The sequence below is a fragment of the Hyphococcus sp. genome (assembly GCF_041986965.1).
In the GTDB taxonomy this organism is placed as follows: Bacteria; Pseudomonadota; Alphaproteobacteria; order Caulobacterales; family Parvularculaceae; genus Hyphococcus.
Genome location: NZ_JBHIXB010000002.1, coordinates 20265 through 36510, shown reverse-complemented (window position 1 = coordinate 36510; position 16246 = coordinate 20265). Strand labels below are relative to the sequence as shown.

Genomic DNA, 16246 nt, shown 5'->3' with positions numbered 1-16246 from the left:
CCCTCGTATCGCGACTGAAAAACCAAGACCTTACAAAATCTGCTGCAATATCAACTCCGCAGCCTTGTCGCCCGAGCGGATTGACCCCTCAATCGTCGCCGGAACGCCCGTATCCGTATGATCGCCGGCGAGGAAGAGATTGCGCCATTGCGTTTCCGGTCTCAGGCGCTTGCGCGCACCAGCGGGAGACTGATCCGGCGTTGCGCGTTTTTCGCGGATGACGCGCACGCGTTCATACTCCGTATCGCCGAGATCGAGCGCGACTTGCGTTTCGCGCCAGATTTTTGAGACCACGTCGTCATTGGGCAACTCATCCGTGCCGATAGCGTGCGACGCCGACGTCGTGAGACTGATGACGTCATCGCGCACAAACGCCCACTGACCGTCGGAGCCGATCATGCCGATAAACGGCCCTTGACCAAGCGCGTCTTTCGGAACCGGTTTGCCGAGGCGGTAATGGATATTCAAAATGCTGGCGTCGTCATCGGGCGGGTCCACATCGGGCAGCAGATCTTTGAGGCGCGTCGGCGGAATGGCGAAAATCACCTTGTCGCCTTCTTCCAGCGTCACAGTCTCATCGGCGAAGTTCAAGGTCGTCACTTCGCCGCCTTCCATCCAGACGCTTCTGACGCGCGCATTGAGGCGGACAACACCGCCATGGCTCTCGATGAACTTCACCGCAGGGTCGATAAAGGCATGACCAAGCCCGGTCTTCGCTGTCAGGGGTATGGACGCCTGCCCGCCCAGCAAAAAGGTTTCGCGGATGACCCGCCAGAGGAGTTTCGCCTGGCCCTGTTCCGGCGTCGTATTCAACACAGCCAGCGTTAAAGGCTCCCAGAAGCGCTCATAGAGAACGCTATTCTTATCAACGACTTGCTCGACAGTTTTGTTATCGCCTGCAAAGGCGATTCCCGCCGCCTTCACATAGTCCATCACGCCGGTGTCCGGCACGCGCCATTTCTTGTCGAACACCCAGAAGGGAATGAAGCCTTCATTGATCCGCACCGTCCAGCGCTGGCCGGTCTTGACGTCCACAAAGGGATACATGGCGAAGGGCGGTCCCGTTAACGGATCAACGGCGCCAACCCGGTTTAGATAGGACAAGGCCGACTTGTTGCCGGACATGATGAGATGATTGCCGTTGTCGATCTCGCGTTCGAGATGCTTGTCGTAGAACGTGCGGCAACGACCGCCCGCCTGCCCCGCACCTTCATAGACGGTCACCGGCACGTCATGCTCGATGAGACGCACAGCCGCCGCGAGGCCCGAGAGACCGGCGCCGATAATATGAACGCGGGGCATGGAGACCTTACATCCGGATCGAATGCGGGCGGGCTTCGAGACTGGTGCGCAAGGTTCCTTTCGCCGCCGCCCAGGAAACGAGGGCGTAGCGAACGCCAGCGGTCACCTGCCTTGCAGCATGGACGTAACGCGCATCCGACGGAAAAGCGAGCAACAGGCCTTTTTTCGGCTGCAGCTTCAGACCGAAATTCGGGAAGTCGATTTCGCCGCCTGCATAGCCTTCATTGAGATAAAGCAGAATTGAATAGTCCCGGTCGAGAACGCGCTTCCATTCGCGTTTCACCGGATCCCAGTTATCGGCGTCAGCATGGGGTTTGTATTCCCCGCCATCGCGATAGCGCAAAATTTCCGGCAGTTCGAACCAGTCAATGCCAACCTTGAAATGATGCCCCACCACATTGCCAAAGACATGTTTGACAATGCCGTTGATGTCGGCGGAAAGCGAACGGGTGTCGATGAATTCTGAGGTGCGCGTTTCCGAGCGCTGGGGTGACAGCTCGCCCCCGTCCGCAACGGTATGCTGTTCGCCAAGCTGGCTCTCGCATTCGGCGACAATGGCGTCGCATATCTGGGGCGTCAGGAAATTCTGCACCATCAAAAATCCGGGCGGCACACCGCCGGCGGTGATGATGACGCCGCCCGGTTGATCGGAAAGGAATTCGGCCCAGCGATCGGGACGCAGTGGGCCCCCTTCAATATAACCGCGGTCATTATACATATTGTGATCCTGCTTCGTTTCTTGTTTTTTCCGTTACGGGTTCAGATTTTCAATCAGATTTTTGGCGCGAGAAGCCAGCGAAGGGCGATCGCGGTTTTCTCGGCTTTGGAGAGAGTCACGCGCGCCTGCCCGTTGGCCCAGCCGCGGGTCGTCATCTTGTCGAGATAGCGCTCATAAACGCCCATCATCAAGAGCGCGGGCCGCAAAACCCGCCAATCCAGATATTTCAGGGCGGCGCGCGCGGCGGCGAATTTCTCCCGCGCCATCGCCGCGATTTCCGCGCGCACGGCCGGCAGACCCGGCGCCGCTGCAATTTCAGCCGGCGAGAGCGGGCAGCCATGTTTTTCAAGAAGCTCGCGCGGCAGATAAAGACGGCCTTCTTCGGCGTCTTGTTCGATGTCGCGCAGGATATTGGTCAGCTGCAACGCGTCGCCGAGGGAAATAGCAAAATCGTCTGACGCTTTGCCTTTGGGCGCGCCAAAGACGGGCATGGAGAGCTGTCCGGCGGCGCCGGCGACGCGGCGCGTATAGGCGGCGAGTTCATCAAAGCTCGGCGCGATGACGGGACCCTTTGCGTCCATCTCCATCCCCTCGATCATGAGGATGAATTCATCTTTTGGAATCCCAAAGGCGCGCACCGGCGCGAGCAGCGCAACGCCGGTCGGCGTTTGCGGCGCGCCGTCAAACAACCGCTCAATCTCCGCGCGCCAGTCGTCCAGCGCCTTCAGTTTTTCTTCGCGGGTTCCGCCCTCATCGGCGATGTCGTCCACCTCGCGGCAAAAAGCGTAGACTGCATACATGCCGTCGCGCCGCGCTTTTGAGAGAATGCGCATGCCTGGCCCGAAAGACGTTTTCGACCGCTTTACGGTTTCCTCCGCGTGGCGGCGCGCGTCATCCGGGGAGATGGCGGCAGCCAGCATCAGTCCGCGCCTCTGCCAGCCTGAAAAAATCCGGAAGCCGCGCCAAAAAGCCCGGCGGCGGCGAAATCAAGTTTGTTGAGCGCAACGCGGCTAGCCAACGGATCGCCTTTGCGCAGAAGCGTAATCAGACGGTCGGCGAGACGCACGATGATCGCAGACTCCATCGCGAGATGTTTCGAATTGAGCGCAGCGGGCAGCTTGCGCGCATCAATCATCAACGCGTCGCAGCCATCCAGCATGCGGTCGATCACCTTGCGGAAACCGGGCGCAACGGCGGCGCGCTCGACGACGGTGAAATCCTCGCCTTCTTCCGCGAGCCAGTCGCCAATGATGTAGATCCGATCGAGCTCACGCTTGTCGTCACCGCAATCCTGCAAATGATTGACGATCTGCAAGACCGTGCAAAGCGCGTCGGAATAACGGTAGCCGGCTTTGTCTTCGCCATGGAGGTCGAGAAGATAACGGCCCACGGGATTAGCTGACAATTCACAATAACCGAGCAACTCGTCCCAGGAACGATAGCGGCTTTTCTCCGCATCGAGAATGAACGCGGCGACAAGATCGCTTCCATGTTTCGTTGTGACGGCCGTTTCCGTCATGCTTTCGCGCAGCGCGTGCGCCTTGGCGTATTCTGCGCCATAGCCCGGCTCGCCTTTGAGCGCCGCATCAAACGCCGTCAGCCGCTTGATTTTTTCTTCCGGTGAGAGCGCGCCATTGTCGGCGATGTCGTCGATCGCGCGGGCGAAAGCGTAATAGGTCGCCACATGAGGCCGCAAATGTTTGGGCAGCAGAAAAGACCCGACGGGGAAATTCTCATCCTTCGCCCCTTTTCCGGAGGGCGTTTCGGCGAGAGCGGGACTGGCGCCCTTTTTCTCGGCTTGCGGGGCGGTGATTTCGGGCGCGGCTGACATGGGCGCACCTTACGGATTTTCGGCCCATTTCCAAGCCAGCATGTCGGGCGGCGGCCCCTTTGCTTAGGGCGTCAAGCCGCGCTATCAGCGGGGCCATGCTGACCTTCATCGCCTTTGCCGCTTTCGCCGCCTGGGGCTGGCTGACACTCCTTCGGGGCGGGTTCTGGCGCGCCGATGCGCGCCTGACTGATAAAGCCGATCCGGCGGCATGGCCCGACATTGTCGCCGTCATCCCCGCCCGGGATGAGGCCGAAACCATCGGCGAGGTTATCCGCGCCCATATGACGGCGGACTATCCCGGAAGCCTCACCGTCATTCTCGCCGATGACGGATCGACAGACGGCACCGCCGAGATCGCCCGCGGGGCGGCGGCGCAAAGCGCCCGGCCCTTCGAGGTCGTCTCAGTCCCGCCTTTGCCCGAAGGGTGGACCGGTAAATTATGGGCGGTCGAGAACGGATTGAGCCGCGCAAAAGAAATCGCGCCGGACGCCAAATATGTTCTTCTCACCGATGCTGACATTGCGCTTGCCCGCGATACGTTGAGCCGTCTTGCCGCCAAGGCGGAAGATGAAGACCTCGCACTCACCTCGCTCATGGCGCGGCTGGATTCGCGAGGTCCGTGGGCGTCTTTTCTCATTCCTGCTTTCATTTATTTTTTCCAGAAACTCTACCCTTTCCCACGCGCCAACGACCCGAACGACAATTTGGCGGCGGCGGCGGGCGGCTGCATGCTGGTCCGACGCGATGCAATTGATGCGATCGGCGGCGTTGCGGCGTTCAAGGCTACGCTGATCGACGACTGCACCTTCGCCAAAGCAGTGAAGGATCTAACGCCATCGACAAAGATATGGCTCGGTTTGGCCCAGGATGAAGCCATCAGCCTGCGCGATAATCGCGACCTTTCATCGATCTGGAACATGGTGGCGCGCACGGCCTATGCGCAACTTGGATTCTCGCCGCTCCTGCTTGGCGGCACGGTTATCGGCATGGCGCTTGTCTATCTCGCCGCGCCTTTAATTCTCCTGACCGCAATGTGGCACTGGAATTTCACCGCGCTCTTTTATGCTGCGGGCGCCTGCGCCTTGATGGCCTACACCTATTGGCCGACGCTTCGGCTTTACGGACGCGCGCCCTGGGAGGCGGCGCTGCTGCCCGTCGCTGCGGGGTTTTATACGGCAATGACCGTTTCCTCCGCGCTCAGACATTGGCGCGGAGAAGGCTCCCAATGGAAAGGCCGGGCCTACTAATCAGTCAGCGTTTCGGCGAACGCCTTTGTCACGAGAAACACTGCGCATGGCGCTTCGCGCACAAGCTCCATAGAGGCGCTGCCCTGAAATAAAGAGCCCCAGAATTTGCGCTGATGCGAGCCTGTGACAATGAGATCAGCGTTCTGTTTCTTGGCGTATTCGGCGACTTCATCCGCCGCTTCACCGTCAAGCATCACCGGCGTTGCGCTCGGCGCCAGACGCTTCACCATACTGTCCAAGAGATTGAGGCTTTCATTTCTACCCTGACGATGCTGTTCCATCAGGGTTTCATTGACGACCGCAGAACCGCCGCCAAGCTCCGCCGAAAAACCGGCGCCGCCTGCGGCCAGCAACGGCCATACGCTGACCACTTCCAGCTTCGCGCCATCCTTTTGCGCCAGACTATCGGCGGCGCGAATAACGCCTTCGGCCAGATCATCGTCGATATCAATGGCTGCGATAATGGATTTGAATTGCATGGATGCATCTCTCCTGTCCGCTGCTCACTTCGATATGGGAACCATAACGCGAATTTGAAGAGGGCGAAACGCCGCGATCCAATCAGGAAATAACGCCTTTCACTTTGATCTGGATCATTTGCGTACGGAGATCGCTTACGAGCGATCAAACAGCCTCTTCGGATGACGGCCGTCTACATAGCCCATAAAGGGCGGATAGATGGAGTAACCAAGCAGCTCCTGCGCGCGCGGCGGCAGCGTCTTCGCCACATCCGGCGGCACGGCGAGCGACATGTTTTCGAGCGTGCGCGTCCAGCCCGGGCAATATTGCGGTGTAATGAGAAGCCGCTCCTCGCCTGAGACATTGGCGCCGCCGCGATGCCAGAGGGTTCCCTTGGCGATCATCAGAGAGCCCGCCGGCATCACGACTTTCATCGCATCCGGACGCGCGCCCGGATCACCCTCCCGCTTGCCGGTTTTTGAAAAGTCCTCTTCGGCGATGCCGCCAGGAATCTGATCCTCCGGCCAGAGATGACTGCCCGGCAGAATTTCCGTGGCGCCGTTTGTGTCGGTCGTGTCGGTCAGCGCCCAGAAGGTCGATACGCCAAGCGATGGCCGCGGCCGCGGCCATTGATAATGGCTGTCGTCGAAATGCCAGGGCTGCGCCGTTTCACCGGGATGAAGATTGATCGCAAGGCAGGCGGACAAGAGACAATCGCGGCCAAGATCGGCTTCAACGAAAGAGAGCGCCAATGGATGCGTCACCAGATCGGCAAAGACAGGCGACTTCGCCAGCATGGCGTAGACGCGGTTTGACTCCCGGCCTTCGAATTCGTTGCGTCCCTTGATGTTCTCGCCGAGATAAGGCGCAAGCGCCGCTTTCACATCGCTCAACTCGGCGGCGGTCAGGACATTGGGAAAAACGAGATAACCGTCTCGGTCGAACTGCGCGCGCCAGTCATCAAATGACCGCCCACCAAGCCAGGGAGAAAGGTCCGCTGTGTTTATTTTCTGCACTGCGCTCATATGAACCTCACGGGCGGTATGATGGCGCGTTTTTGTGACAGGTTAAACGGGTTTCAGCAGTGACCGGGATTATTGCGACATTTCGGATCTTCGCTGAAAAGACCAATCCCCTTGCGATTGCTCTTCAAGCCAAATTCCCAGCTTCTGATTAACCGAGATCGCCACTTCCGGCGTTCTCTGCGCCCGAAGTGTGACATAGCGGAAGACAAAGAGAAACCGGCGCTCTTGTCCTTCCAACTCTTCAAATGGAATGAAAAAGGGTTCGTGACCGGGACGAAAAAGGATAAGCACGCCAAAATAAACACCGCTTTGGTTAGCGCCGATACTAATCATGTTGGAATAACTGGCTGGCAACAGAGGAATATGATGGAGCAATGCCGATTGAAAATACTTTTTCGTCCCGGCAAACTCGCTTTCTGAAGCGTAAACCTCTGCGAATCTTCGCCAGCCGCCCAATATGGATATCCAATGCATTATTAAAAACCAGCCTATTGGAAAAAGGATCGCCGCTAACAAAGGAGAAAAAGGCTCGGGCTCAATCATACCAACAAGCCTTTCTCTTTCGCCCATAGAAACATCGCCTTGAGTGCTGTCAGCATCGGCGCGGCGCGCCAGCCGAGATCGCGCGCCGCCTTTTCCGACGAAAAAGAAACCTGCCGCCCGGCGAGGCGCACGCCCGTCAGCGGCGCCTTCGGCGGTTTGCCGGTGATCGTGGAGACAACGCCCGTATCAACAGCGCCCGCCATCAGCGCCACGCCGTAAGGCATTTTTGTTTTCGGCATGGACCTTCCTGTGAGCTCGGCGATCATCCCCAGCAAATCAGCCATCGCCGTATTTTCGCCGCCGAGAAGGTAGCGCTCGCCGCTTTGACCTTTGTCACGCGCGGCGATCAGGCCTTCGGCGAGGCTCTCCACCGGCACGAAATTCAAAATGCAGTCGATATAAGCGGGCGTTTTTCCATTAGCGAAATCGAGGATCATCTGCGTCGGCGGCGTCAAACTGTCATCACCGGGTCCAAGCGGCTCCGTCGGTAACGCGATCACGGCGTTGAGGCCACGGTTGACTTCTTCTTCCACAAGGCGTTCCGCTTCGAGTTTCGAGCGCGGATAAGGACCGAGCATGTCTTCAGGTGAAAGCCGCGTATCTTCATCCGCGTGCGACGAACCAATCGGCGTCTTTTCGCCAACCAGCGTCGTCAGGCTCGAGCAATGAATGAGTTTCGCGCCCGCGTTTCGCGCCGCGGCGGCGACAATTTCTGTTCCCTGCCGGTTTACCCGATCGAAAACAGACGCGTCTTTCGCCCAGAGCTGGGCGTTGCCGGCAAGATGAAACACACTGGCGGCGCCTTCCATGGCGCGCGCGACGGCGGCTGCATCGGTGATGGAGCCCTTGATGTCATACACATGAGCCGGATCGGCAAGATCGAGACTGCGGGTTTTCTCACCACGCGCGCGCAAGGCGGCGACAAGATGTTTGCCGACAAACCCCGCCCCGCCGGTGACAAGCGTCACGTCACTCATGCGTCCGCCCGGCAGACAAGCAAACCTTCATCGAGCACGGACCCGGCGACAAGTCCGAGTTGGGTCTTCACAGCCGCCGTCGCCGCACTGAAAACTTCGCCCTTTGCGTCCTCAAAAAGAACCGAAACGGCGCCGGTTTCAGGATCGGCTACGACAATACGCGATGGCGCTCGGCCAAGGCTGAATTTACGCGCCATGGCAAGCTTGATCAGCGACGGATGAAGGGCTGCGATGATATCGTCTTCCGCAGATATCGTGACATTGTCCGGATTACCGGGCAGGGTCAGTCTCGTGCGCTCGGAAAACCCCTTTTGAGAAGGCTCCAGCAACAATATTGCGCCTTCGCGTGTCGCCGCCATGGCGACCTCGCCATTTTCAAGTCGTGCGACGCCATTGGCGAACACCGCTTTTGAAAACAGCGGACCGTTTTCATCGGCGAGACCGCTGCGTTTCAGACTGAAAAGATTTTCAACGCCGCCGCCGAGACCGCAGGAGGCGTGGTCAAATGTCGTCACGACACCGCCCTCGCCCGCCGCCACGTCATTGGCGGCGCAGTGGGCTGGCGACGGCGCTCCAACAAACATTTCGCCATTGGCGCCGATGCGCTGGAGATGCGGAACCATGCGCCAGCGCCGTCCCTGACGCTCATAGGTGCGATTGATGAAAATCAGTTCGTGATTTTGCTCATCATAGGAAATGCCGTGCGGGCGCAAGCCGCCGGCGAAATCGCCGGGGGCCGCCAATGACGCAACGGTCACTTTCTCAGTTTGCGGATCGAACAGGGTTTCAATCGCGATTGCATAAACTCCACCCTGGGGCAAGGCATCGCGTTTTTTACGGGCGGCTTTTTCAACGGCGCGGCGGTCATAGGCGGAAACGAACAAGCGTCCGCGCTCAAGATCGAGTGCAAGATCTTCTGCGCCGCGAACCGGCTCGCCGCTCACCGCATCGACAAGCGCGACACGCCGGCAATCTTCCAGCCCGTACTGAACAGGGCCAATGTCTTCTTTTGCGCCGCACCCTGCGATCAGCAATGCGGCGGCGAACGACGCTTTAAGCTGCGGTTTCCCCATGACGCGTCCCCTCATCGGCCTCATTCTGGCCAGTCCCGTGCGCAGGCGTCGCGCCGGGCCGTTTATATCCCCATTTCTCGATGAAGGGCTTCAGACGCGCCTCTACTTTGGCCGCCGCTTCGTCGGAGTAATCGAACTTATTCTTCTTGAAGGTCGCGACCGAGGCAAGATATTGCTCAAATTTAGGACGCGCCTCCTCAAAGCCCGGCAGGGACAATTGCTCATAAACCTGCGCCACCGCGGCGAGCGGATCGGCGTCAAGCGCATCATAACGCAATTCCACCAACTTGTCTGACGCCATCCCGTCTGCATCTTTGAGATAAGCGTTCATCATTCGCTCATAGACAGTGAGGATGGTCTCGTCGATATCCACATGATCGTAACCCTGGAGCGCAAACTCCTTCAGGAGCTTTGAATAGAAATTCCGCATCGAGACGAAAACATCATACGGATTGCGGTGAATGTGGATGAACTTTGCGTTCGGGAACATTTCCTTCAGCATCGCAAAGCGGCCGGTATAGACCGGGTTCTTGATCAGGAGCGGCTTTTCTCCCTGATGGAGATAAAGCTTGCGCAGAAAATAGGTGAACTGCTTTCGCCAATTACGGATATCCGCCGTTGAACATCCGTCAAAAAACAGACCGCGATTGACGTTCTCGGCGAAGTTCCGGGGGAAATAGATGCCGTGATAGAAGGAGGCCTCCGACATGTTGGCGATGGCGATTTCATCTTCCTGCGGGCTTGTGGGCGTCACCGGAATGTTGTCGATATAACGATGTTCGGGCAGCGCCTTTTCAAGCAGCGGATTAAAAACTTTCGCCAGCCCGAACAGATCCCAGGGAAGCCCCGTCGCCACCGGCGGCACGTAGCCCCACTCGCCGCTGTCGCACATGATGTTGTAAAGATGCGTGGTGCCGGAACGCCAATGTCCGAGGATGAATACCGGCGCCGGCATCTCCTCAAGCTTTGGAAGCTTCGCGTCCATCACCAGTTTTTCAGCCGTCGAAAACGGCCAGCGGGCAAGCGCGGCAAGCCCGATGACGGCGCCCGCACCGGCGTGGCTCGGCGCCCCCGACCGGCCCATAACCGCCGCCAGGGTTCCAAGATTGGCTCCGCTTAAAGGATGCGCCATGAACTTAATCGCCTCTCACCTGTTGCCCAGACCTGAGGGGATAGCGCACTCCGCCGCCCCCCGCCACAAGGGAGCCGCCTGAAATTCGCCAAAAAGCGGCGTAAAATCTGGCCCTTGAGGCTGGAAATCGGGCCCGCGAGGGCCATTTCTCAGCATATGGTTAACCATGGCGTGACAGGCTCGGCGAACTCCGGAATGGCGGGGGCTGGAGTTGGAGCGGGCGCCCGTAAAGCCCGCAGGGCGAAAGGCGTCAGTTGAGCGAGACCATGTTGCGTTTTCAGCCGCGAAATCACCGGCGCCTGAGGACGCTCCGCAGGCTCGCCGCCGCCTTGGCGCTGACCGCCGCAGCGCCGCTTGCCGCAAGCGCGGCCCAGGATGAAGCCGGGGCCTCTTTCGAGACCACGATTGAAGGCGCCCCGGAAGACCTTCGCGACAAGCTCGACCTCATCTCCGAACTCGTGAAGGCCAACCGCGATTACGCAACCACTGCGGCGTTGCGCCGCGCCGCCCGCCGTGATGTGGATGCGTTTAACAACGCGCTTCAGGCCGCCGGCTATTATGCAGGCGCCGCCGATTTCGAGGTCACGACGGGGGAAGACGGCGGACCCGCAAACGTCGTTTTCACCATCACACCCGGCGCGCTCTTTCGCGTCACCGGTTATAACATCCTCTATCAGGACGACGCCGAAGGCCGACCGCAAACGCTTGAGGACGCCGGTATCAAAACACAAGGCGAAGCCGACGGCGCCAGCCTGCGCGATCAACAGGAACGGTTCCTCACCTATCTGTGGAACAATGGCTATCCGGGCGCGGAGATCATCACCCGGCGCGTCCTCGCCGAATTTGAAAAAGCGGAAGCGGAAGCCGTTTTCGTTTTTGTCAGCGGGCCAAGAGCGCGTTTTGGAAAACCCCGGATCGAAGGCGCTGAAAACACGGATCCGACTTTTATTGCACGCCTGAAAACCTGGGAGGAAGGCGAAGACTTCGACCGGGCGAAGATGACCGCCTATACGGACCGCCTCCGCAAGACCGGGATTTTCTCCTCGGTTCAGGTGCGTGCGGGCCAGCCGGAAGCGGATGGAACGGCGCCGATCATTGTTGAACTTCAGGAACGCAAGCGCCGCACCATCGGCCTCGGCGTTTCCTATTCGACAAGCGAAGGACCGGGCGGGCGCATCTTTTTCGAACACCGCAATGTTTTCGGCAATGCGGAGAATATCAGGGTCGAATTGAAAGGCTCTAAAATCGAGCAATCCGCCTCGGTGACCGGCACGCGCCCATGGCCCAAACTTGGCGGCGAGGCCTTCGCGAACGCCGCTTTTTCAAACGAGACAACAGACGCCTTCGATGCGCGTTCGTTTGAAGTGTCCGGCGGCGTCTCCAAGAAATGGCTCAAAGACAGACTTGAAACTCGCGGCGCGGTCGCTTTCGAAACCTCGCGCATCCGCAATTTCAGCACCGACGCGCGCACCTTTCAGGACGAACGCAATTATTTTGTCTCAACGCCCCTGTCCGTGATCTGGGATTCAGAAGACGATCTCCTCAATCCCATGAAAGGCTTTCGCGCCTCATGGAATGTCACGCCCTATGCCGGCTCCGACTATTTCACCCAGTCGGAGATTGGCGCGCGCGGGCGCGTTCACTTCGGTGAAAACGACGTTGTCACCCTCGCCGCAAGAATGGCGCTCGGCGCGACAATCGGCAGTTCTTTCACTGACCTTCCGCTCAACAAGCGTTACTACGCCGGCGGGGGCGGATCGGTGCGCGGATACAGCTATCAGGAAGCGGGCCCCCTTGACGCCGACGGAGACCCGCTCGGCGGACGTTCAAAAATCGAGGGCGCTTTCGAAACGCGGGTCAAAGTGATGAATAACTTACAAGTCGCCGCTTTCGTGGATGCAGGATCGGTTTCCACCAAGTCTATTCCCAGTTTCACCGATGAATATTTTGTCGGCTATGGCGGCGGCCTTCGCTACTTCTCGCCCATTGGCCCGATCCGCGTCGACGCGGCCTTTCCGCTCGACAAGCGCGATTCTGACAGCGCGTTCCAAATCTACATCGCATTGGGGCAGCCCTTTTGATGAAGCGAGTCGGCGTCATATCCCTTTATGCGCTGGCGGCGCTCGCGGCGCTGGTCGCGATCGTCTGGATCGGCGTTTTCTACACGCCGCCGGGGCGGCAATTGCTTGAAGAAATCATTGAAGAGCAGCTTGGCGGCGCCCTGAACAGCAGGGCCGATATTGGCGCAATTACAGGGGCGCCGCCGGGCCATATCGTGGCGACCGACATTCAGTTGATGAACGATAACGGCGCGCCCTGGTTAACAGCGGAGCGCCTGGAACTGCGCTGGCGGCCCCTGGCGCTCCTGCGCAAACGCATTTTTGCTGACGACGTCACCCTTACTCATGCACAACTTCTCGCCGACCCGCCCGAAGGTGAGAAAAAAGATGACGATGATGCGCGTCAGATCAGAATCCTCGACAGCCTGCCGCGGATCACTGTCAAAGCATTTACGATCGACAACTTTGAAACTGCGATTAACGGCGCCCAGCATAAGCTCAGTGCGCGCGGATCACTCCATCTGGACGGGCCCGATATCGCGATCTTTCTGAACGCTGAAAGCGACACCGGCGCCGATCAGACAGCCATCGCCTTCGCCAAATCGCCGGAGACGGAGCGCTTCACACTTGATGCAAGCATCTTCGCCGACACCGGCGGCGCGATCGCATCGCTTCTTGGGCTGAATGGCGCGACCGAGCTGCGCGCGTCAGGCGACAGCCCGGTCAACGAAGCCGTCATCACCATCGACGGCAATGTCGGTTATTACGGCGCGATCAGCGCAGAGCTCGCAGGGAGTTTCGATAATTTTGACGGCGCTGACATTAACGCCGTTATCGAGCCGGGCGAACGTTTCGACGGCGTTGGAGAGCTCGCCGGCCCGGTCTCTATTTCGGCGCGTTATGACGCCAGCAAGGATGGCGGCGCGATGACCGTCAAAGGTCTTTCCACTGTCTTTGCGGAAATCGAAGGCCATCTCGACTGGCGTGCGCCGCGCGGCTTTGTGGAACGGCTTAATGTCGACCTCAACACCGTGCTTGCAGAAGATTATCAGCCGACGGTGCAGGAAATCGCCGGCCGGGAGCTCAACATCAAGGGCGCGCTCGATTGGCGCCGCAACGACTACAGGCTCGACGCCACCATTGCCGGGCCGCTGGCGACGCTTACCGTCGAGGATGGCCGCACAGATCTCCGCAATCTCATTTCCGGCAATACGCGGCTCAACGCCGTCGCGCGCGATGACAGTGAATTCTGGCTGCAAAACGGGATAACGCTCACGACACAGCTCGACATCAATTTCGACGACGCGGTCCGGCTAAATGAAGCCGTTGGAACGACCGGCGATGGATCGCGCTTCAGCGGGAACGTCGCCTACGGGCTTGAAGACGATGCGCTCACGGTCAATGGAGATCTCTTGCTGACGCCTGCATTCGCGGAACTTGTGTTGCCGGGAATGTCGCCGCAGGGAAATATTGCCGGCGATATAGAGCTTTCCGGCCCCCTCGACCGTTTCACGTTGAAGACGGCGCTCGAAGCGCCGGCGCTCAACGTCAAAGACGGCGCCTTGCCGCCCATGAATATCACGGCCGCCCTGTCCGGCTTGCCGCGTCTTCCCAATGGCGAGATCAGTGCGCGGGCCAGCAATAACGCGCCGCGCCGTCTCAGCGCACAGCTTCGCGCCTCCGAAGACGGAACGATCCGCATTCCCGCACTCATCTATGGCGGGCGGGGATTCGCCCTGGATGGATCAGCGCAGATCAACCCTGACCGTCAAACCGTCAATCTCGATCTGAAATATGAGGGCGAAGACGACGCCGAGCCCTGGCCCGGCGTCAAGGCGCAAGGCGCTGCGACAGCCAAAGGCGTTCTGTCCCGGGACGGCGCCCTCAACCGGATGAACGCCACAGCCGACTCATTTGCTGTGAACGACTTTACCGTTTCCGGTCTGAACCTCACCGCGGAAGGCCCGCCCGGCGCCGTGCGCATTCGCGTTGAAGCCGCGCAATTTGAAAGCCTCCAGACAGGGCTCGCCTCTGATATTGCGATTTCGGGCGTCGCCAATGCGAGCGGCAAGCCGACCCTCGCCCTCAACCGCTTCGAGGCCGTTCTTCAAGACAATGAAGCGCGCCTGACGGAACCCGCACATTTCGATTTCTCCGACGGGGTTGCGATTGACAATCTTCGCCTCGCCTGGGGCCGCAATGGCGCGATTGCGCTGGATGGCGCATTCAGCGCAACCCAGTGGCGGGCCGACGCGCAGGTCAACAATGTGACAATTCCGGGCGCCGACGGCCAGATAACCGGACGCTTCGATCTCGACACCAGTCGACAGAAAGTCCCGGCGCGCGGCGACTTCACCCTGCGCTCGCTGCTTCTCAATCAGGAAGCCGCATCGCTCAGCGGCCGCGCCGTCTGGAACGGCGAAACATTGCGTCTCACCGATCTGGAGGAAGACGAAAAGCTCCAGCTGGATGTGCGTCTGCCCGCTTTGCTAACGCGCGCGCCGAAACTTTCCGTCGATACCTCCGGGGCGCTTTCAGGCCGGGTGCGCTATGACGGCGACATGCAGGCGATCGCCGCCTATCTGCCGCCCGTCCTGCAAACAATCGAAGGCGGTCTGACCGCGAATTTCGCAATCAGCGGCACATTCGCCGAGCCAGACCTGTCGGGCCGCGCAAGATTGACCAATGGCGCATATACGGAAATCGAAAGCGGATTTTCCCTCGCCGGTCTGCATGTCGAGGCGGAGGCCGCCTATGGCGGAGGCGAAAGCCAAATCGATTTCAAAGGCGGCGCCAGAGGCGCCGGGCAAGATCGCGCCGATACCATCGCCTTTAACGGCGATATGAATTTTGGTGAGAATTCTGCGCTTAACCTCACCGTTACACTCGACGGCGCCGAGCTTGCCGCCCATCCAATCAATCAGCTTCGCGCCGATGGCGAGGTTAAGATCAATGGACCACTGAGCGGCCTCAAAGCCGAAGGCGATATCGCCATCAGCGAACTCGACGCCGAGATCATCACGCCTGAGAGCACCGGGCTAGTCGACATTGAAGTCGTCTCTCTCGACGGAACGGATGGCGCCCCTCCGGCGGACCTGACATCGGCGCCGCCGGATAACGGCCTCGACTATGACATCCGCATCTCAGCGGACGACCGCATCTTCATTCGAGGGCGCGGCCTTGAGAGCGAATGGTCGGCGGATGTTCATGCCGTCAAAGGACGAGAAGAGCCGCTGGTGCTGGGCGACATGTCCCTGCGGCGCGGCTGGCTCGACTTTTCCGGACGCCGCTTCGACCTGACGCGGGGAGCGATCGAATTCGACCGGCAACAGGCGAATAATCCGCGCCTCGATATCCGCGCCGAACTCGACGCCGGGGACGGCGTCACGGCGGCGATTGTTGTCTCCGGCCGCGCTGACGAACCGGAGATCGAACTGACTTCAACGCCGACCATGCCGTCGGAAGACGTCATGTCCCTCATCCTATTCGGCAAACCGGCGGAAAATCTTTCGGCTCTTGAATCCCTGCAGACGGCGCAGGCGCTCGCCTCCCTCGGCGGGATTGGCCCCTTTGGCGGCGGCGGCGGCGGCGTCACCGGCAAGCTGCGGCGCGCCGTCGGCCTCGATCTTCTCAATGTGGATATCGACCCTGAAAATGGCGGCGGCTCACTGACCGTCGGCAAATATGTGGCGGAAGGCTTCTTTGTTTCCGCCAGCCAGGACGCGCAAGGGCGAAAAGGGTCGGTCAGCGTCAAATACGAAATCACCGACAACATCACCGTCGAGACCGAGCTCGAACAGGAAGGCGACCAGACCGTTTCAGCGAACTGGAAGAAAGATTTTTAGCCTCCTATTTTGACAATTTTTGCTCCGATTACGG

The 16246-nt window shown here is 59.5% G+C and carries 13 protein-coding genes; 3 read left to right on the top strand and 10 right to left on the bottom strand.

The window, feature by feature from the left end:
* Positions 1–30: 30 nt before the first annotated feature.
* From hpnE to hpnC, 4 genes are read right to left on the bottom strand one after another with little or no spacing between them, the layout of a single operon-like run.
* Positions 31–1302, bottom strand: a complete 1272-nt coding sequence (gene hpnE / locus ACFC5L_RS09185; RefSeq protein ID WP_375203241.1) for a hydroxysqualene dehydroxylase HpnE — start codon at positions 1300–1302, stop codon at positions 31–33.
* A 7-nt stretch (positions 1303–1309) separates the two neighbouring features.
* Entirely contained in the window at positions 1310–2020 is a 711-nt protein-coding gene (locus ACFC5L_RS09180; protein ID WP_375203242.1) for a prolyl hydroxylase family protein, read from the bottom strand.
* A 53-nt stretch (positions 2021–2073) separates the two neighbouring features.
* The gene (hpnD, locus tag ACFC5L_RS09175; RefSeq protein WP_375203243.1) at positions 2074–2940 is read right to left on the bottom strand and encodes a presqualene diphosphate synthase HpnD; all 867 of its coding nucleotides are present in this window, start codon (positions 2938–2940) and stop codon (positions 2074–2076) included.
* On the bottom strand, positions 2940–3851 hold the full coding sequence (gene hpnC / locus ACFC5L_RS09170; RefSeq protein ID WP_375203244.1) for a squalene synthase HpnC: 912 nt from the start codon (positions 3849–3851) through the stop codon (positions 2940–2942). Before hpnC ends, hpnD begins: the two co-directional genes overlap by 1 nt.
* Before the next feature lie 95 nt (positions 3852–3946).
* On the opposite strand from hpnC, the gene ACFC5L_RS09165 reads away from it, so the two are divergent.
* Entirely contained in the window at positions 3947–5098 is a 1152-nt protein-coding gene (locus ACFC5L_RS09165; RefSeq protein WP_375203245.1) for a glycosyltransferase, read from the top strand.
* Here ACFC5L_RS09165 and ACFC5L_RS09160 read toward each other — a convergent pair.
* The 6 genes from ACFC5L_RS09160 to ACFC5L_RS09135 form a co-directional block, all read right to left on the bottom strand.
* Positions 5095–5577, bottom strand: a complete 483-nt coding sequence (locus tag ACFC5L_RS09160) for a universal stress protein (protein ID WP_375203246.1) — start codon at positions 5575–5577, stop codon at positions 5095–5097. The genes ACFC5L_RS09165 and ACFC5L_RS09160 overlap by 4 nt on opposite strands.
* A 135-nt stretch (positions 5578–5712) precedes the next feature.
* On the bottom strand, positions 5713–6582 hold the full coding sequence (locus tag ACFC5L_RS09155; RefSeq protein ID WP_375203247.1) for a phytanoyl-CoA dioxygenase family protein: 870 nt from the start codon (positions 6580–6582) through the stop codon (positions 5713–5715).
* Between the two features lie 69 nt (positions 6583–6651).
* Positions 6652–7152, bottom strand: a complete 501-nt coding sequence (locus tag ACFC5L_RS09150; RefSeq protein ID WP_375203248.1) for a hypothetical protein — start codon at positions 7150–7152, stop codon at positions 6652–6654.
* On the bottom strand, positions 7122–8102 hold the full coding sequence (locus ACFC5L_RS09145; protein ID WP_375203249.1) for an NAD-dependent epimerase/dehydratase family protein: 981 nt from the start codon (positions 8100–8102) through the stop codon (positions 7122–7124). Before ACFC5L_RS09145 ends, ACFC5L_RS09150 begins: the two co-directional genes overlap by 31 nt.
* The gene (locus ACFC5L_RS09140; RefSeq protein WP_375203250.1) at positions 8099–9175 is read right to left on the bottom strand and encodes a hypothetical protein; all 1077 of its coding nucleotides are present in this window, start codon (positions 9173–9175) and stop codon (positions 8099–8101) included. Before ACFC5L_RS09140 ends, ACFC5L_RS09145 begins: the two co-directional genes overlap by 4 nt.
* Complete coding sequence (locus ACFC5L_RS09135; protein ID WP_375203251.1) at positions 9156–10307, bottom strand: sulfotransferase family protein; 1152 nt, start codon at positions 10305–10307, stop codon at positions 9156–9158. Before ACFC5L_RS09135 ends, ACFC5L_RS09140 begins: the two co-directional genes overlap by 20 nt.
* 254 nt (positions 10308–10561) lie before the next feature.
* Here ACFC5L_RS09135 and ACFC5L_RS09130 point away from each other — a divergent pair, with 254 nt between their 5' ends.
* Both ACFC5L_RS09130 and ACFC5L_RS09125 read left to right on the top strand, forming a co-directional pair.
* Positions 10562–12388 carry an autotransporter assembly complex protein TamA gene (locus ACFC5L_RS09130; protein WP_375203252.1) on the top strand — a complete coding sequence of 609 codons (1827 nt, stop codon included), beginning with the start codon at positions 10562–10564 and terminating at the stop codon, positions 12386–12388.
* Positions 12388–16212 carry a translocation/assembly module TamB domain-containing protein gene (locus tag ACFC5L_RS09125; protein ID WP_375203253.1) on the top strand — a complete coding sequence of 1275 codons (3825 nt, stop codon included), beginning with the start codon at positions 12388–12390 and terminating at the stop codon, positions 16210–16212. Before ACFC5L_RS09130 ends, ACFC5L_RS09125 begins: the two co-directional genes overlap by 1 nt.
* The last annotated feature ends 34 nt before the right edge of the window (positions 16213–16246 follow it).

Bases quoted from the DNA above. Each gene is read 5' to 3' on its own strand.
- ACFC5L_RS09165 (WP_375203245.1), top strand. From the start codon at position 3,947: ATGCTGACCTTCATCGCCTTTGCCGCTTTCGCCGCCTGGGGCTGGCTG.
- ACFC5L_RS09135 (WP_375203251.1), bottom strand. From the start codon at position 10,307: ATGGCGCATCCTTTAAGCGGAGCCAATCTTGGAACCCTGGCGGCGGTT.
- ACFC5L_RS09150 (WP_375203248.1), bottom strand. From the start codon at position 7,152: ATGGGCGAAAGAGAAAGGCTTGTTGGTATGATTGAGCCCGAGCCTTTT.
- ACFC5L_RS09140 (WP_375203250.1), bottom strand. From the start codon at position 9,175: ATGGGGAAACCGCAGCTTAAAGCGTCGTTCGCCGCCGCATTGCTGATC.
- ACFC5L_RS09180 (WP_375203242.1), bottom strand. From the start codon at position 2,020: ATGTATAATGACCGCGGTTATATTGAAGGGGGCCCACTGCGTCCCGAT.
- ACFC5L_RS09160 (WP_375203246.1), bottom strand. From the start codon at position 5,577: ATGCAATTCAAATCCATTATCGCAGCCATTGATATCGACGATGATCTG.
- ACFC5L_RS09155 (WP_375203247.1), bottom strand. From the start codon at position 6,582: ATGAGCGCAGTGCAGAAAATAAACACAGCGGACCTTTCTCCCTGGCTT.
- hpnE (WP_375203241.1), bottom strand. From the start codon at position 1,302: ATGCCCCGCGTTCATATTATCGGCGCCGGTCTCTCGGGCCTCGCGGCG.
- hpnD (WP_375203243.1), bottom strand. From the start codon at position 2,940: ATGCTGGCTGCCGCCATCTCCCCGGATGACGCGCGCCGCCACGCGGAG.
- ACFC5L_RS09145 (WP_375203249.1), bottom strand. From the start codon at position 8,102: ATGAGTGACGTGACGCTTGTCACCGGCGGGGCGGGGTTTGTCGGCAAA.
- hpnC (WP_375203244.1), bottom strand. From the start codon at position 3,851: ATGTCAGCCGCGCCCGAAATCACCGCCCCGCAAGCCGAGAAAAAGGGC.
- ACFC5L_RS09125 (WP_375203253.1), top strand. From the start codon at position 12,388: ATGAAGCGAGTCGGCGTCATATCCCTTTATGCGCTGGCGGCGCTCGCG.